Source organism: Burkholderia humptydooensis, assembly GCF_001513745.1.
Classification (GTDB): Bacteria; Pseudomonadota; Gammaproteobacteria; order Burkholderiales; family Burkholderiaceae; genus Burkholderia; species Burkholderia humptydooensis.
In genome coordinates this window covers 1122575-1142495 of record NZ_CP013382.1, presented here as the reverse complement: position 1 = coordinate 1142495, position 19921 = coordinate 1122575, and the positions used below count along the sequence as shown (strand labels likewise).

Genomic DNA, 19921 nt, shown 5'->3' with positions numbered 1-19921 from the left:
GCGCCGGATTCAGGTCGGCGGTTCACGGTGAGGAGCATCGAGCGTTGAGCGATCAAGAGTGGAACGCGTGCGCGCACGCGGCGGCGATGCGGCACGCGGCCGGCGACATCACGGCGATCGACGCGCACGCGCACGTGTTCGAGACGGGGCTGCCGCTCGCCGGCCAGCGCCGCTACGCGCCCGATTACGACGCGCCGCTCGGCGCATACCTCGCGCAGCTCGACGCGCACCACGTATCGCACGGCGTGCTCGTGCAGCCGAGCTTTCTCGGCAGCGACTGCCGCTATCTGTTGCGCGCGCTCGCACAGCAGCCGCGGCGCCTGCGCGGCGTCGCGGTGATCGACGCGGGCTGCGAGCCGCACGTGCTCGATGCGCTCGATCGCGCGGGCATCGTCGGCATCCGGCTGAACCTGATCGGCATGCCGGACCCGGCGCTCGACGGCCCGGCATGGCGCGCGACGCTCGAGCGCATCGCGGCGCTGCGCTGGCATGTCGAACTGCACGCGCAAGCGCACCGGCTCGGGCGGCTGATCGCGCCGCTCCTCGCGCATCGCTTGAATATCGTCGTCGATCATTTCGGCCGCCCCGATCCGGCGTGCGGCATCGCCGACGCCGGCTTTCGCGATCTGCTGCACGCGGCCGCGACGCGCCGCGTGTGGGTGAAGATTTCCGGCGTCTATCGCAACTGGCCGCTCGCGCCCGACGAAGCGGACGCGCGCGCGCGCGAAGCGTTCGATGCGCTCGCGGCCGAGTTCGGCGCCGAACGGCTCGTGTGGGGCAGCGACTGGCCGCACACGCAGTTCGAGCGGACGGAGACGTTCGGCCGCGCATGTGCGCTCGCCCGGCGATGGATGCGCGACGACGCGATGCGGCGCGCAATCTTCGTCGAGACGCCTGCGCGGCTGTTTCGATTCGGCGAGAGTCGCGGCACGCAACGGGTGGGTAGCGGGTAACGGTAGGCGGCGGGCGCGATGCGCGCCGCCGATAGCGCGCGCCGCCCGTCGGCTCGCGCATCCGTCCGGCATCGCTTCGCCATCGGCGTCGCGCTTGCCCGGCCATCGCCGCATGTCGCGCGATGATGTCATGCCGCCTTCACATTTATTACATCGGCCATGCGTACCTTTACGGCTTTCCGATGGGAACGACCATGCCACGACCGATACTCCGCGCCGCCGCGCTTGCTCTGACGCTCGCGGGTGCCGCGCTGTTCCACGCCTGCACGAGCAGCATCGACAACCAGCCGGACGCCGCGAGCGCGCCCGCGAACATCCAGGCGGCGTGGGTCGAGATCGGCGACGACAACCAGGCGATCGCCCGCGTGATCACGAACTACACGCCGCCCGCCGCGACATCGGGCGAGCCGGCGCCCGCCGTCTGCCCGCAGTTGAACGCCGACGGCAAGATCGCCCGGATGACGCTGCGCATCACCGCGGGCACCGCCGCGCAGCGACAGACCGCGAGCGATCCCGCCGATTCGAAGCCATCGAGCTTTCCGGTGTCCGTCTGCGAAACGACGCTGCCCGCGAACGCCCAGGACGTGACCGTCGCCGGGCGCGCGCTGCCGCTGCCGAAGGCCGAGCCGCAGCGCGTGGCGATCATCGCCGACACCGGCTGCCGGATGAAGAAGGCCGACAACGCATTCCAGGCGTGCAGCGACGCGACGGTGTGGCCGTTCGCGACGATCGCGGCGAGCGTCGCGAAGCTGAATCCGGATCTCGTGCTGCACGTCGGCGATTATCACTATCGCGAGAACGCGTGCCCGCCCGACATCGCCGGCTGCAAGAACAGCCCGTGGGGCTACGGCTGGGACACGTGGCGCGCGGATCTGTTCGAGCCCGCCGCGCCGCTCCTCGCGAAGGCGCCGTGGGTCGTCGTGCGCGGCAACCACGAGGAATGCGCGCGCGCGGGCCAGGGCTGGTTCCGCTTCCTCGATCCGCGCCCGTACTCGGACGCGCGCTCATGCAACGATCCCGCGAACGACGGCAACGCGAACTATTCGGAGCCCTACGCGGTGCCGCTCGGCACCGGCACGCAGGTGATCGTGTTCGATACCGCGAAGGTCGGCCGCGCGGCGCTCAAGACAACCGACGTGCCATTCCAGATCTACCAGAAGCAGTTCCAGACGGTGGCCGCGCTCGCGAACAAGCCGGGCATGTCGACGACGATCTTCACGAACCATCACCCGATCCTCGCGTTCGCGCCGATTCCGGGCAGCACGCCCGCGCCAGGCAACCTCGCGCTGCAATCGGTGATGTCGAGCCTCTATGCGCAGGCGTACTACCCGCCCGGCGTGCAGGTCGCGCTGCACGGCCACGTGCACGATTTCCAGGCGATCAACTTCGCGTCCGGCCACCCGGCGACGATCGTGTCGGGCAACGGCGGCGACAATCTCGACGTCGCGCTGCCCGATCCGTTTCCGGCGAATCTGACGCCCGCGCCGGGCGTCGTCATCGACAGGCTGTCGCACAACAACAGCTTCGGCTTCCTGATCATGGAGCGCCGCGCGGCGCCCGCGCGCGGCTGGACGTTCAAGGCGTACACCGCGGCGGGCAAGCTGCTCGCGAACTGCGACCAGGCGGGCACGACGCTCACGTGCGACAAGACCGGCTTCGTCGCGCCGTGACGGACAGCAAGCGGCGCATCGCGGCCCGGCGCGCGGAGGCGGCGGCGTTCGCGGCGCGTGCGTGCGCCATCGCCTTCGCGCCCGGTCAGGCAGCGTTCGGCACGATGAGGAAATGTCGCCCTATCCCAACCATCGCGCGGGCGGCAAGCGGCGTACTCGCCGCGTGCGCATCGGCGATCGCTTTCGCGTCCGGTCCTGCCGCGCCGGGCGCGACCGCCCCGGCCCGTGCGAAACCCGCGCAAGACGCCGTTCGCGCCGGCACCGCCTCGCCTCCGCCGCCGACGACGATTCTGCTCCCCGGCGCGCCGCCGGAGCGCGTCGTCGGCACGATCGGCCGCGGCACGCCGCAGGTCGCGTCGAAAGTCGATCCGACGGCGGCCGCGTTCCGTCCGGACCCGGCGCTCGTCGCGCTCGGCAAGCGCGTGTTTTTCGATCCGGCATTGTCGGAGCCGCGCGGCACCTCGTGCGCGAGCTGCCACGATCCGGGCCGCGCGTTCGCGCCGACGCTGTCGCATGCGGCGCTCGCCGGCCCGCGCGTGCCGCAGGGCAGCCGGCCCGGCCATTTCAGCCGCCGCAACGCGCCGTCGCTGCTGTACGTGCGCTACGTGCCGCGCCGCCACTTCTATCAGGACGACGACGCGCTCGCGCCCGCGCCGTTCGGCGGCCTGTTCTCGGACGGCCGCGCCGATACGCTCGCCGAGCAGTTGCGCGGCCCGCTCTTCGATCCGGACGAGATGAACAACGCATCGCCCGCGGCGCTCATGCGCAAGATCGGCGGCACCGCGCTCGGCGCGGCGCTCGCCGAACGATTCGGCGCGTCGGTGCGCCGCGATCCCGAGCGGATGGCGCGCGCGCTCGGCGACGCGATGCAGGCGTACCTGCAGAGCGACGAGATGGCGCCCTTCTCGTCGCGCTACGACGCGTACGTGACAAAGCGCGCGCCGCTCACGCCGCAGGAGCTGCGCGGCCTCGCGCTCTTCAGGAATCCGGACAAAGGCAACTGCATGAGCTGCCACACGCTGTCGGACACCGCGAGCCGGCCCGAGCGCTCGCTCTTCACCGACTTCGGCTACGACGCGATCGCGGTGCCGCGCAATCGCGCGCTGCCCGCGAACCGCGACCCGCGCCACTTCGACAACGGCCTGTGCGACACCGCCGCGAAGCTGCGCTGGCCCGAGCCGACGCAATGGTGCGGCTATCTGCGCACACCAGGCCTGCGCAACGTCGCGGTCAAGGAGTCGTTCATGCACAACGGCGTGTTCGATACGCTGCGCGACGCCGTCGCGTTCTACAACACGCGCTCGACCGACCCGACACGCTGGTACCACGGCCGCGACACGTTCGACGACGTGCCGCGCGCGCATCGCGGCAACATCAACGTGAATTCGACGCCGATGAACCGCCGCCCCGGCACGCCGCCCGCGATGACGAACGCCGACATCGACGATCTCGTCGCCTTCCTGCGCACGCTGACGGATGCGCGCTACGTCGGGCTGATGCCCGCGGCGCCGGACGGCAAAGCGGCGCGACCGTGACGGCCCGCGCTCGCCCGAGCGAGGCACCCCGAACTGAAAACGCATCGTCATGGGCACATGGGCGGTGCGCCAATCGCATGCCGCCGCGCGGGACGGCGTCGCGATCTCGATAGATCGATACACTGTGACGTGTCGACGAAATTCGTCTGTTGAGAAGTGGAGGAAGCGTCATGCCGAACCAATCGATTACCGCACCGGACAGCACCGCGGTGCGGGTCGCGCTGTGGCGCGCGCTGCACGTCGAGATCGATGCGCCGCCGCACGTGCTCGACGACGTGATCGGCCTTGAACTGGCCGCCCCCGACGACGACTGGCGCAGCCGCCCGGACATGGAACCGCAGGCCACGCGCGGCTACCGCGCGTCGATCGTCGGCCGCGCGCGCTTCGTCGAGGATCTGGTCGACGAACAGGCCGACGGGGGCGTCGCGCAGTATGTGGTGCTCGGCGCGGGCCTCGACACGTTCGCGCAGCGCAGCGCGAAGCGCGCATCGCACCTTCGGGTATTCGAAATCGACCAGCCCGGCACGCAGGCGTGGAAACGGCAGCGCCTGATCGCGCTCGGCTACGGCGTGCCGGAATGGCTGCGGCTCGTGCCGGTCGATTTCGAGGCCAGCGGCGCGTGGCGGACGCAGTTGAGCGCCGCCGGCTTCGACGACAGCCGGCCGGCCGTCGTGTCGTCGACGGGCGTCTCGATGTATCTGACCCGCGAGGCGATCGCCGACACGCTGCGCCAGACCGCGACGCTCGCGCCGGGCTCGACGCTCGCGATGACGTTCCTGCTGCCGCTCGAACTCATCGACGATCCGGCCGAGCGCGCGCAGCACGCGGCCGTCTACGAACGCGCGCGGGCGGCGGGCACGCCGTTCGTCAGCTTCCTCAGTCCGCCCGAAATGCTCGCGCTCGCCCGCGAGGCGGGGTTTCGCGAGGTCCGGCACGTGTCGACCGGCGATCTCGTCCGGCGCTATTTCGACGGGCGGCCCGATGGCCTGCGGCCGTCGAGCGGCGAGGCGTTTCTGGTCGCGTCGACTTGATGCGCGCGGCCGGGGCGTGACGGGAGACGATCGAACCCGATGTTTCGGTTGGCGTTCGGGCGGGTTCCGTTCTCGGCCTGCCGGACGTGACGCGCCGGTCGTCGTCATGCGCGCGGCGACATCGACATCGGCTCGCCGGCGAGTCCGGCCAAGCCGATCCGAAGATCATCGTTTTAACCGCTTACCGAAGAGATCGACCGACCTTTTCGATCCTTCGAAATCCACTTCCCGCGCCGGCTCATCAAATCGATTCGATTTTCCACCTCGCTTGCGCTTTTAAATCCAGTTAAACCAGCCCGAATCGCATCGGTTCGATCGAAACGCCGATTTTCTGCAACATCTCATTTAAATATGGAAACCGACAAAAAATGAACTAGCATTTTCTTGGCGACGGCCCGATGCCAAAAACCAGAAAACGAAGCAGGAACTTGTTGCCTCGATAAAGACTGGCGCTTTCCATGCGAGCCGAATCGCTGCTTGAACAACGATCAACAATTAACTTGACCCTCCTTTCCAGCGGATAACACTTCATCAATTTCAATTGATTGTTGATCGTACGGACGATCGGATTCGACCAATCCGATCGCGGCATGCTGCACGCCAATAAAAAAGGGGAAATCAGCATGACTTACTTACGTCAAAACGTCTGGGACCTGGGCGCCGACTGGGCCGAACCGATCCTCTGGTACGCACGCGGCGTCAAGGCGATGCAATCGCGCGCCCTCGACGACCGGAACAGTTGGCGTTTCTACGCGGCCATTCATGGATTCCAGCAGGACCTGTGGCGCCGCGTCGGCTACCTGAACGCGCACGACAAGATGCCGAGCACGGCCGACATTCAGGCCTACTGGAAGCAATGCCAGCACGGCAGTTGGTACTTCCTGCCGTGGCACCGCGGCTACCTGCTCGCATTGGAGGCCGTCGTGCGCGACGAGGTCCTGAAGCTGCGCGGGCCCAAGAACTGGGCGCTGCCCTATTGGAATTATTTCAAGCCGGGCCAGGATCTCCTGCCCAAGGCCTTCGCATCGCCCGACTGGCCGGACGGGAAAGGCGACAATCCGCTGTACGTGAAGCAGCGCTACGGCCCGTACAACAACGGCGAGGTCTACGTGCCGACCAAGTGGATCAACATGAACGCGCTCGGCGATCCCGATTTCGAAGGCGTGGCAAGCGGAGGCAGCACCGGATTCGGCGGGGTGGACACGGGCTTCAGCCACAGCGGCCGGGTCCACGGCGGCATCGAGACGCAGCCGCACGACGCGGTGCATGGCATCGTCGGCGGGAGAAATCGGGCGACGGGCCTGCCCGGATTGATGTCGCACCCGGACATCGCGGGCCTCGATCCGATCTTCTGGCTCCATCACGCGAACATCGACCGGCTGTGGGAAGTCTGGCGAAGAAATCCTCCGACGCACGTCGATCCGACCGCGGTGAATTGGCTGAAAGGTCCGGCGGCCATCGGCGAGCGGCCTTTCAGGATGCCGATGCCGCACGGAGAAAACCGGACCTACACGCCGGGAGAGATGAGCGATCTCTCGAAGCTCGGCTATGCTTACGACGACGTATCGGCGCCGACCAAAACGCCGCCGACGGCTGCGCGCCTGACTCGCCTGCGCGCGCGGGCGACGGCCGAAACGCCGAAGGAGGACTTTGCCGTGACCGATCCCAGGACCGTCGAGCTGTTCGGCGCAAGCGACCAGAACCTGCCGGTGCGAGGCTTGGAGGCGCGATCGTCCGTCAAGCTCGACGCCGACGTGCACCGCAAGCTCACCGCCAATCTGAAGGCGACCGCCGCCGCGACGTCGTCCACGCCCGACCGGGTCTTCCTGAATCTCGAGAATGTCCGCGGTCTCGACGACGCCACGGTCCTCAACGTCTACGTCAACGTTCCGGAAGGCGAGGACCCCGCGAAGTATCCCGACCATCTGGCCGGCTGCATCGCGCTCTTCGGCGTGAGCAAGGCGACGGTGGCCGAGGACGGGCACGCGGGCGACGGCGTGACGTTCGTGCTTGAGATTTCACACGTGATCGATGCGCTGCATCTCGCCGGCGCGCTGCCACAGTCCCAGCTCGATGTGCGGCTCATCGCGGTGACGCCGGTGGCGGAGGAATCGAAGGTGAGCATCGGCCGCATCAGCGTGTATCGGCAAAGCGCCTGACGCGGGGGGCGACGATGAAACACGCCGGGCGACGGCTCGACGCGCCGCTCGTCGCGCTCGTGTCGGTCAGCCTGATCGCGTGGTCCGCGTTGATCGTCGGCGCGGGCGGCCTGACGCCGCCCGCGCTCTGCTCGATCGCAGGTGACTGGCGCGTGCCGCTCGCGACGTGGCTCCGTCTGGCGTATCTGTCGAACTCGCCGTCGAAATTCGCTTCGGACTCCGTGATGATGGTTGCGGCAATGATGGCGCCGCTCGCCGCAGCGCCGCTTCGGCACGTGCTGGAGCGCAGTTTCGCGCGACGCCGGATGCGGGCGGCGCTCCTCTTCGTCGCAGGTTATGCGGCCGTCTGGCTCGCCGCGTGGATCGGCTTGCAGATCGTCGCGATCGCCTTCACCTGGGTCATGCCTGGCCCCGTCGCGCGAACGGGCGCCGGGCTTGCGCTCGCGCTGCTTTGGCAGGCTTCGCCCGCCAAGCAGGGGTTCCTGAACGTCTGCCACCGCCGGCCGCCGTTGGCGGCGTTCGGCGTGGCCGCCGATCGCGACGCGCTGCGCTTCGGCCTGGCGAGCGGCGTGTCGTGCGCAGGAAATTGCTGGGCGCTGATGCTGCTCCCGCTGCTGGCCGGACACGCGCACGTGCCGGCGACGATCGCCGTGATGTGCTTCATCGTCGCCGAACGGCTCGAACGGCCGGCGACGCCCGCATGGCGATGCCGCGGCCCCGGCAAGGCCATGCGCATCGCTGCGGCGAAAGTGCGCGCAAAACTGGCGTCGCTGCGCCTGTCCGTCTGACGTTCACGGGTGATTGGCCTCGAATGATCGCTCGCGGAAATCGCGCCGCTTCGCGTTCGTCACGCCTCGCTCGCAGCCGCGCCGATGTTCAGTTGCCGACGAGCGGATCTGCGTCAGACGATTGACGCAGCCCGCGAGATTCGTTCGTCGCAGCACCTCCCCGGCCTGTCATATCCATTTGAATTGGCATCGGATACGGCGCGACTGACCGAACCCGCCTCGCCCGACCGGGCGATTCTTTCCGCCCGGCCTCTCCGCGCACTTCCCCGCCGCGTAGGCCTCGCGCCGCGCGACGCGCCTTTCCGATTGCCGACGCCCTTTGCGCCCTAATTCGCACCCTATTTAATGTAGTTGCGCACCGGCAAAATACTGGATAAATTAACAGCACTGTATTTTTAACCAGTGAGGTGTCCGATGGAGCACCTGATTCGCATCGTCAACGATACCGATCGTCAAATCCTCGCCTGGCTGCGCAACCAGGTCGGCGACGAGCGCGTGGAGCGCGCGGCGCGGCACATGGGGCGCGTCCGCAAGCCTTACTTGTCGGCGGTCTGCCGTTACCTGGGTGTCTGGCCGCCGATCTCGCTGCGCTATCCGGCGCGGCGCGCCGAAGTCGATCACACGGTGGGCGACCGCTACCTGACGCTGATCCGGCAGCACCTCGCCACACATGCGGCAAGCCGGTAAGCAGCAGGCGTCGTGTCCGGCCGTTCGATCGACGCGAACGCGGCCGAACGAAGACGGCCGGCGCCGCCGCCGGGTGCGACGCCACGCGGCGCGGCGTCGCACCTTGTGATTCCATGCGCGACATCAAGGAACGCGTGTCGCCCGATCGACAAAATGTGCTGGTCGCGGCGACAGGAAATACCTGTCAGTTCACCACGCACGAAGCCGTGCGCGCGTCGCGCCTTTCCCAGCCTTCTACCCCGCCTACGAGGCGCCGTCTGACATCGCTCGCCGCGACACCCTCCAACGCATTTTGCGAGGCACCCCGGCATGGCGAAGAAATTCCCGCTGCATCCGAAACACCCCGAACGCAATTGCTGGGGATGCGACCAATATTGTTCAGTCGACGCGCTGTCATGCGGCAACGGCTCCGACCGAACTCAACACCCGATCGAATTGCTCGGCGACGATTGGTACGAATGGGAGCAGGAAAACGAGGCGGCGCAGCAGCACATGCAACAGACGCAAGCAACCGCCCGGTGACGCCGCGCCGCGACCGGGCGCGCTAGCCAGCGGAAATTCATTCGATGAACAGGCCGCCGCCGCGAAACAAGCAAAGATGCGGCCCGCGTGCTTCGTGCGGGCGCAAGCCGCTCATCGCCCGATATTCGGCTCAGGCCGGACTCAGGCCGATTCGCATGATCGGCGCGAGCGCGGAACGGTCGACGTGCGACCGCAACACGACAGCCCATGCGGCCGCTACATCCCGGCCATCAAGCGCACCGCGGTCAACGAAGCACCCTGACCATGTGCTGCTCGTCATAAAATCGATCGCCGACACGCATCGCACGCCGCTCGACGCCGAACGTCTCGAATCCGAGCGACGCATACAGCGCCTTCGCGGGTTCGTTCTCCGCGTTCACGCATAGATTGACCTGAGCGACGCCCCAATCGCGCGATGCATGCATCAACGCGATATCGGCCAGACGCCGCGCGAGCCCGTTGCCGCGATGCGCGGGCGCAACGAACACGCCCCAAAGCGTCGCCTTATGGTTGATTTGCGCGAGCGCTTCCCTGCGCACGCCAGCGATGCCGATCAATTCACCATCGGCGGTCAACGCGCCGAACACCGCCTGCGTGCCGGATGCACGAAGCCGCGCCTCGACTTCCGTCATCGATCGCCCCGCCTCTTCGGCACGCGTCGGCCATATTGCGGTCGGCGACGTGTCGATCGCAACGAGACGCAGGGCACTGAACGCGGCGGCGTCGCCCGCGCGTCAGGCCGCTGGCCGCTGCGCTCAACGGCTCAACGCTTCGCCCTGAAACGCTCGATCCATTCGAACGCCGCCATCCCGATCAGCATCGCCGCGACGAAACCGAATGCTTTCGCGCCACCGAGGCCGAGCGACACGACGGCCGGCCCCGGACAAAAGCCGACGAGCCCCCAGCCGACGCCGAACGCCGCGCTGCCCGCGACGAGCCTGAGCGTGACGGCCCCGCGCGGCGGAATCTGCATCGGCAGCCCGAGCAACGAACGCTTGCGCCGCCTGGCGAACGCGAATGCGGCCGAGCCGACCGCGATCGCGCCGGCCATCACGAATGCGAGCGACGGGTCCCAATTGCCGGCGAGATCGAGAAAGCCCTGCACCTTCGCAGGATTCGCCATCCCGGACAGCAGCAACCCGGCGCCGAACAGCAAGCCCGACAGGAATGCAAACAACACGCTCATGTCACCTATATGAACGCGTGACGCAGCGCGAACACCGTCGCAATGCCCGCGGCCATGAACACCGCGGTGGCGACGATCGAGCGCAGCGCTCCGCGCGAGATGCCGCAAACGCCGTGTCCGCTCGTGCAGCCGCCTGCATAGCGCGTGCCGATGCCGACGAGCACGCCGCCCGCGAGCACCCTCGCCCAGCCGGCGTCGACGGCCGGCATCGAAAACCAATCGAGCGCGCTCGCGACGACCGCGGCCGCGATCAGGCCGACGAGAAATGCCGCGCGCCATCCGGCATCGCTGCGCCGGCCGACGAGCAGCCCGCCGACAATGCCGCTGATGCCGGCGATGCGGCCGTCGAAGAACACGAGCAGCGCGGCGGCGGAGCCGATCAACAGGCCGCCCGCGAACGACAGGCCCGGCGTGAAATGAACGAGATCAACGGCCACGGCGCTTCCCCTTCTTGTTGGTTGCACAGAACTGCTCGTAGAGCACGGCCATGATGGCGACCGCCGGCTCGCTCGCGAGCGAGTAGTAGATGTTCTTGCCGTCGCGCCGCGTTTCGACGAGCGCGTGCTCGCGCAGCACGCCGAGTTGTTGCGACAGCGTTGGCTGATGGATGTCGAGCCGCGCCTCGATGTCGCTCACGCACAGCTCGCCGCACTGCGCAAGCTCGCACATCATCAGCAACCGATCCGGATTCGACAGCACCTTCAGCAGCGCGCACGCGGCGTCGGCCGACGCACGCATCTCGGACAAGTCGATCGACGAGCGTGCAGCACTCATCGCCTCCCCCCAATAATCTATAAAACAACATTATATATTTTCACATAGCGAATGACGGAAAAGCAAAGGCTGCGCGATCGTGTCGCAGCGCTCGAACCGGGTCGTTAAGCGGGCCTTAAGCCCGCGTCCGGCAGACTAGCGACAAGCAACACTGAATCGGAACGGACGGAACAGACATGAAACGCATTCTCATTCTGCTGCTTTGTCTCGGCATGCTTTCCGCGGCGAGCGGATGCGCAACCCCGCAGACGGCCGTCGATTCGTCGGTCGACACCCCTCACCCGGCGCATGCGGGCCGGCCGAACTGGCTTTGAGCCCGCATCGTTCGGCAGGCGGCCAAGCGATCGCGCATGCAGCGGCGACACGCGCGCGCCCCCACTTTGCCGAACCCTCCCGACCTTAAGATTTCCATAAGAATCGCCCGCGATAATCGAGCGAGCCCGGCAACGCACGCACGTCGGCCGGCCGATCCCTACGAACGGCTTACCCCACGGACGATTCGCGCAATGACACGCTCCCCCCGAACCCCGGATCGCTACGATTTGCTCAGCCGTATTTTTCATTGGTGCGTCGCCGCGCTCGTGCTCGCGCAGTTCGCGCTCGGCTGGACGATGCCCGACGTGCACGGCACGGCGCCGCCCGCCGGTCTCGTCGCCTGGCACGTCGCGCTCGGCACCGCGTTGATCGTCGTCATCGCGGCGCGCCTGCTGTGGTCGATCGTGCGCCGCAGCCCGCCCGCGCATCCGCAAGGCGCACTCCTGTCGTTCGCGGCGAGCGCGGTTCACAAGCTGCTGTACGTCGCGCTGATCGCCGTGCCGCTGCTCGGCTGGCTGAACGCGAACGGCCGCACGTGGCAGTTGAAGCTCGCGGGCATCGCTCCGCTGCCGACGATCGCCGCCCCGCATTCGCTCGGCGCGGATATCGGCGAATGGCACAGCCTGTCGGCGACGCTTTTCATCGTGCTGATCGGCATGCACGTACTCGCGGCGCTCGTCCATCGTTTCCTGATGAAAGACGGCGCGTTCGAGCGGATGATCTGAATGAGACGCGCGGCGGCCGATCGGTATCGACGCGCCGCGCGCGCAACGGCCACGCGGAGTGATGTCGTGGCGGCGAGGACCGGCCGGTTGCATAACCATGGCCGACGCGGCTTTCGCCGTTTGCATCGCTCTCTTCGACCCGGCTCCGGCCGGGTCTTTTTTCGTATGACGAACGAAACACCGCGTCTGCGTGCGCCAGCGTGAGACTGCGTGCGACTATTCGGCGGCGCGGCGGCCGCCCCGTTCGGACGCGCCGACTCGATCGGGCCGGCGCCACCCCGGCGCACGGCGGCGCTACACGCGCCGCGCCGCGAGCCTTCTCACGACATCGACCATCGCGTCGACCTCGTCGCGCGTGTTGTAGAACGCCAGCGACGGGCGCACGGTCGCCTCGAGCCCGAAGCGGCGCAGAATCGGCTGCGCGCAATGATGCCCGGAACGCACGGCAATGCCCGCTTCGTTCAGCGCCCGCCCGACCTCTTCCGTCTCGTAGCCCTTCAGCACGAACGACAGCACGCTCGCCTTGTCGCGCGCGGTTCCGACGAGCCGCACGCCCGGCACAGGCGCGAGCGCACCCGTCGCGTAGGCGAGCAGATCGTGCTCGTAGCGCGCGATGTTCTCGATGCCGACCCGCGTCACATAATCGAGCGCCGCGCCGAGACCGACCGCATCGGCGATGTTGCCCGTCCCCGCCTCGAAGCGGTTCGGCGGCGGCTGGAACACGGTGCGCTCGAACGTCACGTCCGCGATCATGTTGCCGCCGCCCTGCCACGGCGGCATGTCGTCGAGGAGCGCGCGCTTGCCGTACACGACGCCGATTCCGGTCGGCCCGTAGATCTTGTGCCCGGAGAACACGAAGAAGTCGGCGTCGAGCGCCTGCACGTCGACGCGCATGTGCGAAATCGATTGCGCGCCGTCAACGAGCGCCTTCGCGCCCGCGCGATGCGCGAGCTCGACGATCTCCTTCACCGGCACCACCGTGCCGAGCGCGTTCGACACCTGCGTGACGGAGACGATCTTCGTGCGGTCGTTGAGCAGCTTCCGGTACTCGTCGAGCAGCACCTGCCCGCTGTCGTCGACGGGAATCACGCGCAGCGTCGCGCCCGTCAACGCGGCAAGCTGCTGCCACGGCACGATGTTCGCGTGATGCTCGAGATGGGACACGACGATCTCGTCGCCTTCGCCGACGTTGCGGACGCCCCACGTCTTCGCGATCAGGTTGATCGCCTCCGTCGTGCCGCGCACGAACACGATCTCGTCCGGCGAGCCTGCGCCGATGAAGCGCTGCACGGTCGCGCGCGCATGTTCGTACGCGTCGGTCGCGCGCCCCGCGAGCGTATGCGCGGCGCGATGGATGTTCGAATTCTCGTGCGCATAGAAGTACGCGAGACGGTCGATCACCGCTTGCGGCTTGTGCGTCGTCGCGGCGTTGTCGAACCAGACGAGCGGCTTGCCGTTCACCCGCTCGGCGAGTATCGGGAAGTCGCGGCGAATCGCGTTGACGTCGAATGGCTGATGCGCGCCCGCGCCTGGCGCGTGCGCATTCGCGGGCGGCGCATCGTCGACGAAATAGCGTGGCGCGCGATGCCGATCGACGGCCGGCCGCCGGATCGGCAGCAGATCACGCAGTTCGCTTTCGTCCGGCAAGCCGAACGCACGCGGCGACGCGATGCCGTCGCGCGGCACGACAATTTGTGCGGCGTCGCGCGGCCAGCCGTGCGATGCGGGGTCGATGAAGTAATACGGCGAAGACGCAGGCGCAGCAGCAGATGCATCCGGCGCCGCGCGCGCGGGAACGGGTTCCTGCACCGGCGGCACGCCGAGCGCGACGCCGCCCACGCGCGGCTCCACCGCCGGCGCGATCGCCACCGCGTTGTCCGGCAATCCGTTTTGCGCGGCCGCATGCGGAACGAGCGCGGGCGCGCGATTGCCGAGCGACAGCACATGCGTCGGCGCGGGCGCGAGGTTCGCGCCGGGCGCCTTGCCTAGCGGCACGCCGGCGCCCGGCACGCCCGTGCCCGTGCCGCCGGGCCCGGCAAGCGGCGAGCCAGCCGGCGCGGGATTCGAAGCCGACGCGAGAATCGGCGCGGCCGCCGGCAAGGCCGACGGCACGCCGCCGACCGCGCCGCTTCCCGCGCCGACATCCGGCGCGGCCGCCTGCCCCGGCAGCGCCGCGAGAAACGCCGACGCGAGGCGCGCGAGCGTCGCCGGGTCGGGCAGCCCGGCGGGCAGCGTCGCGTCCGGCAGCGAGACGGACACGGCGCTCGCCGCGGAATCAACGGTAGGTGTCGGGATAGTCATGGTACTTGCCGATCTCCACGTCATCGAGGACAGCCAGCGCATCCGGCGAGTGGACGGCAAGCGAGCAATACAGCGAAATCAGATACGACGCGATCGCCTGGTTGTTGATCCCCATGAAGCGGACCGACAGGCCCGGCCCCTGCTCGCCCGCGACGCCGGGCTGATAGAGGCCGACGACGCCTTGTCGCTTGTCGCCGACACGCAGCAGCAGGATCTTCGTCTTGCCGTCGGCAAGCGGCACCTTGTCCGACGGAATCAGCGGAATGCCGCGCCACGTGAGGAACTGCGAGCCGAACAGGCTGACGGTCGGCGGCGGCACGCCGCGCCGCGTGCATTCGCGGCCGAACGCGGCGATCGCGAGCGGATGCGTGAGAAAGAACGCGGGCTCCTTCCACACTTTCGTCAGCAATTCGTCGAGATCGTCGGGTGCGGGCGCCCCCGTCAGCGGAAACACGCGCTGTTCTTCGGCGACGTTCGCGAGCAGCCCATAGTCGGGATTGTTGATGAGCTGGCTCTCCTGCAGTTCCTTGATCGTCTCGATCGTCAGGCGCAGTTGCTCCTTGATCTGATCGTGCGGGCTGCTATAGAGATCGGAGATTCGCGTGTGCACGTCGAGCACCGTGCTCACCGCGTTCAGGAAATACTCGCGCGGCTCTTCCTCATAAGGCACGAAGGTGCTGGGCAGCGCGCCCTCATCCTCGCGCGCGGTGCAGGCGGCCCGCACCGCCTCCGGGTTCTTCACCTGATTCAGACGATAGATGCCGGCCTCGACGGGCACCCATTGCAGCAAGTGCGTCAGCCACCGCGGCGTGATCGTGGAAAGCTGGGGAACAGTCTTGGTGGCATTGGCGAGTTGCCGTGCTGCGTTGTCGCCGAGCGCCGTCTGGCCGCTCACTATCGTCGACATGAAAGACTCCGGGGGCTATAGAACGAAATCGAAAATGCTTATCAGGAGAACGCATTATCGAGACGCCATTCGGGCGGCTCAACATGCTATAGACGACAATTCGGGGGATCGGACGGGAACTCAGCGTGCGGTTGACAGCGGCGCGTTCGACGCCGGCGCCGCACCGAATCCGTGTGGCGCCGATTCGGATACCTCGCCGGAAGGCGTCAACAGCCGCGCGATCGGCACGCCGAATGCGCGCGCGAGCTTGTCGACGGTGACGATCGACGCGATCGCGGTGCCGCGCTCGATCTCGCCGACATACGAGCGGTTCAACCCCGCATGCTCGGCGAGCTGCTCCTGCGACCACGCGCGCGCCTCGCGCAACTGGCGGATCGCCGCGCCGAAACGTTGAACGAGCGCCGTCATCGCAACGCCCCCGCGGCGGAAAGCGTCGCGCCGTTCACGCCATTCACGTTGCGCACGCCATTCGCGCCGCTCGCGCCCGGCGAAGAGGCCGCCGCGTCTGCCGGCCGCGCCGGATCGCTGCGCGTGACGGCTTGCGTGACGTGGCTGCCGGGCGCGACGTCCTGCGTGATCCAGACGTTGCCGCCGATCACCGCGCCCTTGCCGATCGTCACGCGGCCGAGAATCGTCGCGCCCGCATAGACGACGACGTCGTCCTCGACGATCGGGTGGCGCGCGAGGCCCTTTTCGAGATGCCCGGACGCATCCCTCGGAAAGCGCTTCGCGCCGAGCGTGACCGCCTGATAGACGCGCACGCGCTCGCCGATGATCGCGGTCTCGCCGATCACGACGCCCGTGCCGTGATCGATGAAGAATCCGCCGCCGATCTGCGCGCCGGGATGAATGTCGATTCCCGTCTGCGCGTGCGCATGCTCGGCGACGATGCGCGCGAGCAGCGGCAATTCGAGGCGATACAGCGCGTGCGCGAGCCTGTGATGGATCATCGCGAGCACGCCGGGATAGCAGAGCAGCACCTCGTCGACGCTGCCCGCGGCCGGATCGCCATGAAACGCGGCGAGCACGTCGCTGTCGAGCAGCGCGCGGACGTCGGGCAGGCGCGCGGCGAACGCGCGCACCGCCGCGTCGGCTTGCGCGCCGATCGCGGCTTCGGCCTGCGCGGCGGCGTCGTGCCGAACCTTGTAGCGCAACTCGAGCTGAGCCTGCGCGAGGAGCGCGTGCAATGCGTCGTCGAGCGCGTGGCTCACGTAGAAATTTTCGCTCTCCTGCCGAAGATCGGGCGGCCCGAGACGCATCGGAAACAGCACGCCCTTCAATGTCTCGACGATGCCCGCGAGCGCCTCGCGCGCCGGCAACTCGCGTCCGCCGGGCTCGAGCGAGCGGCGCTGCACTTCGCGCCAACGCTGACGCACGGTTTGAAGCGATTGAACGATGTCGTCGATGTCGAATACCGCCACGGCTGCCGCTCCTTGTTGCTTCCTGTTGTTTCTCGTTGCTTCCCGTCGCCGGTCGCGGCGCGAGCCGAATCAATCAGCTCTGCCGCCAGGGCAAGCCGTGCAGACGCCAGCCGTTGATCGCGCCGCGGTGGCCCGCGTCGTCGATCTCGCCCTCGAAGCCTTCGAGCACGTTGAACACTTGCGCGAAGCCCGCTTTTGCCGCCGCTTCCGCGGCGAGCGCCGAGCGATGGCCGCTGCGGCAGAGCAGCAGCACGACCGCGCCCTTGCCCGTCTTCGCTTCGAGCTCGCGCACGAAGCGCGGATTGCGCGTGAGGCTCGTGCCCGTCGCCCAAGGCACATGCAGGCTGTCGGGCACGTGGCCGACGAACGTGCGCTCCTCCGCGGTGCGCACGTCGACGAGTTGCGCGTCGCCCGCCGCCACGAGCGCCCACGCGTCGCGGGGCGATACGCCGCCCGCGTACGGCAAGCCCGCCGCGCGCGCGGCGTCGCGCGCCGCATCGAGCACGGCCTGAGTGGAGCGTTCTTCGAGTTCGATCGTCATGGCGTCTCCTTATCGATATCGCGCAGCGTGCGCGAGACATGGGCTAGGCTCGACGGCGAGTGCCGTCTATAGCCATCGAGAGCTCACTATGAAAGAGCCGCCGCAAAAGCCGAACCAATTATTTTTCATTTCGAAATGAAGCTGTGCATGCGGGCGATAGTCGGGATCGCGCATTGATCCGGACGAAACGGAAAACCCGTGCGGCGCGGCCCCGGACGGCTTCACGTACGACGAAAGCGCGCTCGCGAAGCGCGGGCGCACATCGGCTTACGCTACCATTACACGTCATGCCTCTTGCGAAAAACGCCATGCCTCATGCTTTCTGGCCTGAACGGGCCGATCCGTACCAATTCCTCGAAGAGCTGGACAGCGCCGCGAGCGTCGACTGGGTCGATGCGCAAAACGCCCGCACACACGATGCGCGGTGGCTGGACGATGCGCGCTACCGCGCGCTGGCCGATCGCTTCACGCAGGCGCTGCTGCCGCGCGAGCGCCCGGTGATCCCGCGACGCTGGCAGGACTGGGCATACGATGTCTGGCAGGACGAGCAGCATCCGAAAGGTCTGTGGCGGCGCACGCGATGGGCGGACTGGCGCAGCGGCCAGGCGGACTGGCAGACGCTGATCGATCTCGACGCGCTCGGCGAGGCGCAAGGCGTTCAATGGGTATTCGACGATCAGCTCATCCTCGAGCCGGACGGCGATCGCGCGCTGATCGTGCTGTCCGACGGCGGCGCCGACGCGGTCGTCATCCGCGAGTTCGACATCGCGCAATGCCGGTTCGTCGACGACGGCTTCTCGATCGAAGCGGCCGGCAAGCATTCGGTCGAATGGATCGATCGCGACACGATCTACGTCGGCTGGGACAACGGCGGCGCCACCGTCACGCGCTCCGGCTATCCGCGCGAGGTCCGGCGCTGGACGCGCGGCACGCCGCTGTCCGGCGCGCCCGTCGTATTTCGCGGCGCGCGCGGCGACATCTTCATCGACGCGCAATACGATCCGGTCGATCGGCATCACGCGATCGAGCAGGCGATCAACTTCTACGATGCGAACACGTATCGCCTCGCCGACGACGGCGCGTGGACGCGCTATGACGTGCCGCCGCACGTCGAGGTCGGTTACTGGAACGGATGGCTGCTGCTTCAGCCGCGGCTCGACTGGACCTGCGACGGCGCGCGCTACGCGGGCGGCAGCCTGCTCGCGATCCGCGAGGATGCGTTCATCGCCGGCGGCCGCACGTTCTCGACGCTGTTCGAGCCGAACGATCGCACGTCCGCGTGCGGCTGGACGCACACGCGCCGTTACGTGCTGGTATCGTGGCTCGACGACGTGCTCACGCGCACGATGCTCTGGTGTCCGGAACATCAGGACGACGGCGCATGGCGCTGGCATGCGCGCCCGTTCCCCGCGCGCGGGTTCGCGCAGGTGGACGTATCGCCCGTCGAACCGACGTTCGACGACGAGGTATACGTGAGCGTCGACGATTACCTGACGCCGCCCGAGTATTCGCTCGCGAATCTCGACGACGATCTGTCGGCCTGGACGCTGCTCGATCGGTGGCCGACGCAGTTCGACGCGTCCACGCTGGAGGTGCGGCGCGACCATGCGCGCTCGCGCGACGGCACGCTCGTGCCTTATACGCTGGTCGGCCCGCGCGACGTGCTGGACGACGCGGCGCGCACGCCGCGTCCATGCCTGTTGAACGGCTATGGAGGCTTCGCGATCGCGCTCACGCCCGATTACGATCCGCTGCTCGGCATCGGCTGGCTGGAGAAAGGCGGCATCGCGGTCTTCGCCCATATTCGCGGCGGCGGCGAGTTCGGCACGCAGTGGCACGAATCGGTGCGGCAGACGGAGCGGCAACGGTCGTTCGACGATTTCATCGCGGTCGCCGAGAAACTCGTCGCGGACGGCGTGACGACCGCCGCGCAACTCGGCATCCGCGGCGGCAGCAACGGCGGGTTGCTGGTCGCGGCGTGCATGATCCAGCGCCCGGAGCTGTTCGGCGCGGTGGTGAGCGACGTGCCGCTCCTCGACATGCAGCGCTATCCGCTGCTGCACGCGGGGGCGTCGTGGCTCGACGAATTCGGCGATCCCGACGATCCGGCGCATGCGCCGGCGCTCGCGGCATATTCGCCGTATCACCGGGTCGCGAGCGACGTCGCGTATCCGCCCGCGCTCTTCACGACATCGACGAGCGACGATCGCGTGCATCCCGCGCATGCGAGGAAGATGGTCGCGCGCATGCAGGCGCAAGGCCATCGGAACGTATGGCTGCTCGAGAAGACCGATGGCGGCCACGGCAGCGCCGACGCGATCGATACCGCCGAGCACGAGGCGATCGGATATGCGTTTCTGTGGAGCCACCTGTCCCGCGACGCGAATGACGCGCACGAGTAAATCA

20 protein-coding genes are annotated in these 19921 nt (G+C 67.9%); 11 read left to right on the top strand and 9 right to left on the bottom strand.

Annotation, left to right across the window (positions count from 1 at the left end; translation table 11 throughout):
• Positions 1-44: 44 nt before the first annotated feature.
• From AQ610_RS24080 to AQ610_RS24045, 8 genes are all read left to right on the top strand, one after another.
• Positions 45-953, top strand: a complete 909-nt coding sequence (locus tag AQ610_RS24080) for an amidohydrolase family protein (RefSeq protein ID WP_006027015.1) — start codon at positions 45-47, stop codon at positions 951-953.
• Between the two features lie 194 nt (positions 954-1147).
• On the top strand, positions 1148-2623 hold the full coding sequence (locus AQ610_RS24075) for a metallophosphoesterase family protein (RefSeq protein WP_043282834.1): 1476 nt from the start codon (positions 1148-1150) through the stop codon (positions 2621-2623).
• The gene (locus tag AQ610_RS24070; RefSeq protein ID WP_006027013.1) at positions 2620-4158 is read left to right on the top strand and encodes a cytochrome-c peroxidase; all 1539 of its coding nucleotides are present in this window, start codon (positions 2620-2622) and stop codon (positions 4156-4158) included. The genes AQ610_RS24075 and AQ610_RS24070 overlap by 4 nt, the downstream gene beginning before the upstream one ends.
• 170 nt (positions 4159-4328) lie before the next feature.
• A complete protein-coding gene (locus AQ610_RS24065; protein ID WP_006027012.1) occupies positions 4329-5189 on the top strand; it encodes a class I SAM-dependent methyltransferase in 861 nt (286 codons plus the stop codon).
• Between the two features lie 590 nt (positions 5190-5779).
• Entirely contained in the window at positions 5780-7348 is a 1569-nt protein-coding gene (locus AQ610_RS24060) for a tyrosinase family protein (protein WP_006027011.1), read from the top strand.
• Between the two features lie 14 nt (positions 7349-7362).
• Positions 7363-8136 carry a copper chaperone gene (locus tag AQ610_RS24055; RefSeq protein ID WP_006027010.1) on the top strand — a complete coding sequence of 258 codons (774 nt, stop codon included), beginning with the start codon at positions 7363-7365 and terminating at the stop codon, positions 8134-8136.
• Positions 8137-8550: 414 nt separating this feature from the next.
• Positions 8551-8823, top strand: coding sequence for a CppA family protein (locus AQ610_RS24050; RefSeq protein ID WP_009915238.1), 273 nt, complete (start codon positions 8551-8553; stop codon positions 8821-8823).
• A 309-nt stretch (positions 8824-9132) separates the two neighbouring features.
• Positions 9133-9345, top strand: a complete 213-nt coding sequence (locus tag AQ610_RS24045; RefSeq protein ID WP_009915239.1) for a DUF3079 domain-containing protein — start codon at positions 9133-9135, stop codon at positions 9343-9345.
• A gap of 245 nt (positions 9346-9590) precedes the next feature.
• Here AQ610_RS24045 and AQ610_RS24040 read toward each other — a convergent pair whose 3' ends face one another.
• From AQ610_RS24040 to AQ610_RS24025, 4 genes are read right to left on the bottom strand one after another with little or no spacing between them, the layout of a single operon-like run.
• Positions 9591-10049 carry a GNAT family N-acetyltransferase gene (locus tag AQ610_RS24040; RefSeq protein ID WP_045554754.1) on the bottom strand — a complete coding sequence of 153 codons (459 nt, stop codon included), beginning with the start codon at positions 10047-10049 and terminating at the stop codon, positions 9591-9593.
• Between the two features lie 59 nt (positions 10050-10108).
• On the bottom strand, positions 10109-10531 hold the full coding sequence (locus tag AQ610_RS24035) for a DUF6691 family protein (protein WP_006027008.1): 423 nt from the start codon (positions 10529-10531) through the stop codon (positions 10109-10111).
• 5 nt (positions 10532-10536) lie between these two features.
• A complete protein-coding gene (locus AQ610_RS24030) occupies positions 10537-10968 on the bottom strand; it encodes a YeeE/YedE family protein (protein WP_006027007.1) in 432 nt (143 codons plus the stop codon).
• A complete protein-coding gene (locus AQ610_RS24025; RefSeq protein WP_006027006.1) occupies positions 10958-11305 on the bottom strand; it encodes an ArsR/SmtB family transcription factor in 348 nt (115 codons plus the stop codon). The genes AQ610_RS24030 and AQ610_RS24025 overlap by 11 nt, the downstream gene beginning before the upstream one ends.
• A 176-nt stretch (positions 11306-11481) precedes the next feature.
• Between AQ610_RS24025 and AQ610_RS36965 the strand changes: the two genes are divergently transcribed.
• Together AQ610_RS36965 and AQ610_RS24020 are read left to right on the top strand one after the other, a co-directional pair.
• Positions 11482-11619, top strand: coding sequence for a hypothetical protein (locus AQ610_RS36965; protein WP_015603451.1), 138 nt, complete (start codon positions 11482-11484; stop codon positions 11617-11619).
• Positions 11620-11811: 192 nt separating this feature from the next.
• Positions 11812-12345 (top strand): cytochrome b, encoded by a 534-nt coding sequence (locus AQ610_RS24020; protein ID WP_009915240.1) that lies wholly within the window; start codon positions 11812-11814, stop codon positions 12343-12345.
• A gap of 294 nt (positions 12346-12639) precedes the next feature.
• On the opposite strand, the gene AQ610_RS24015 is transcribed toward AQ610_RS24020, so the two are convergent.
• The 5 genes from AQ610_RS24015 to AQ610_RS23995 all read right to left on the bottom strand — a co-directional run bounded on the left by AQ610_RS24015 (position 12640) and on the right by AQ610_RS23995 (position 17515).
• Positions 12640-14646, bottom strand: a complete 2007-nt coding sequence (locus AQ610_RS24015; protein ID WP_045554755.1) for a family 2A encapsulin nanocompartment cargo protein cysteine desulfurase — start codon at positions 14644-14646, stop codon at positions 12640-12642.
• Entirely contained in the window at positions 14621-15553 is a 933-nt protein-coding gene (locus AQ610_RS24010; RefSeq protein WP_006027003.1) for a family 2A encapsulin nanocompartment shell protein, read from the bottom strand. Before AQ610_RS24010 ends, AQ610_RS24015 begins: the two co-directional genes overlap by 26 nt.
• A 120-nt stretch (positions 15554-15673) precedes the next feature.
• Positions 15674-15961: a helix-turn-helix domain-containing protein gene (locus tag AQ610_RS24005; RefSeq protein WP_006027002.1), complete on the bottom strand. Its 288-nt coding sequence runs from the start codon at positions 15959-15961 to the stop codon at positions 15674-15676.
• Entirely contained in the window at positions 15958-16974 is a 1017-nt protein-coding gene (gene epsC, locus AQ610_RS24000; protein WP_006027001.1) for a serine O-acetyltransferase EpsC, read from the bottom strand. The genes AQ610_RS24005 and epsC overlap by 4 nt, the downstream gene beginning before the upstream one ends.
• Before the next feature lie 73 nt (positions 16975-17047).
• The gene (locus tag AQ610_RS23995; RefSeq protein WP_006027000.1) at positions 17048-17515 is read right to left on the bottom strand and encodes a rhodanese-like domain-containing protein; all 468 of its coding nucleotides are present in this window, start codon (positions 17513-17515) and stop codon (positions 17048-17050) included.
• A gap of 308 nt (positions 17516-17823) precedes the next feature.
• Between AQ610_RS23995 and AQ610_RS23990 the strand changes: the two genes are divergently transcribed.
• Positions 17824-19917 carry a prolyl oligopeptidase family serine peptidase gene (locus AQ610_RS23990; RefSeq protein ID WP_006026999.1) on the top strand — a complete coding sequence of 698 codons (2094 nt, stop codon included), beginning with the start codon at positions 17824-17826 and terminating at the stop codon, positions 19915-19917.
• Positions 19918-19921 lie beyond the last annotated feature (4 nt).

Coding starts and splice junctions, on each gene's coding strand:
- AQ610_RS24055 (WP_006027010.1), top strand. CDS start 7,363: ATGAAACACGCCGGGCGACGGCTCGACGCGCCGCTCGTCGCGCTCGTG.
- AQ610_RS24075 (WP_043282834.1), top strand. CDS start 1,148: ATGCCACGACCGATACTCCGCGCCGCCGCGCTTGCTCTGACGCTCGCG.
- AQ610_RS24015 (WP_045554755.1), bottom strand. CDS start 14,646: ATGACTATCCCGACACCTACCGTTGATTCCGCGGCGAGCGCCGTGTCC.
- AQ610_RS36965 (WP_015603451.1), top strand. CDS start 11,482: ATGAAACGCATTCTCATTCTGCTGCTTTGTCTCGGCATGCTTTCCGCG.
- AQ610_RS24010 (WP_006027003.1), bottom strand. CDS start 15,553: ATGTCGACGATAGTGAGCGGCCAGACGGCGCTCGGCGACAACGCAGCA.
- AQ610_RS24050 (WP_009915238.1), top strand. CDS start 8,551: ATGGAGCACCTGATTCGCATCGTCAACGATACCGATCGTCAAATCCTC.
- AQ610_RS24045 (WP_009915239.1), top strand. CDS start 9,133: ATGGCGAAGAAATTCCCGCTGCATCCGAAACACCCCGAACGCAATTGC.
- AQ610_RS24020 (WP_009915240.1), top strand. CDS start 11,812: ATGACACGCTCCCCCCGAACCCCGGATCGCTACGATTTGCTCAGCCGT.
- AQ610_RS23995 (WP_006027000.1), bottom strand. CDS start 17,515: ATGACGATCGAACTCGAAGAACGCTCCACTCAGGCCGTGCTCGATGCG.
- AQ610_RS24060 (WP_006027011.1), top strand. CDS start 5,780: ATGCTGCACGCCAATAAAAAAGGGGAAATCAGCATGACTTACTTACGT.
- AQ610_RS24065 (WP_006027012.1), top strand. CDS start 4,329: ATGCCGAACCAATCGATTACCGCACCGGACAGCACCGCGGTGCGGGTC.
- AQ610_RS24005 (WP_006027002.1), bottom strand. CDS start 15,961: ATGACGGCGCTCGTTCAACGTTTCGGCGCGGCGATCCGCCAGTTGCGC.
- AQ610_RS23990 (WP_006026999.1), top strand. CDS start 17,824: ATGCCTCATGCTTTCTGGCCTGAACGGGCCGATCCGTACCAATTCCTC.
- AQ610_RS24025 (WP_006027006.1), bottom strand. CDS start 11,305: ATGAGTGCTGCACGCTCGTCGATCGACTTGTCCGAGATGCGTGCGTCG.
- AQ610_RS24035 (WP_006027008.1), bottom strand. CDS start 10,531: ATGAGCGTGTTGTTTGCATTCCTGTCGGGCTTGCTGTTCGGCGCCGGG.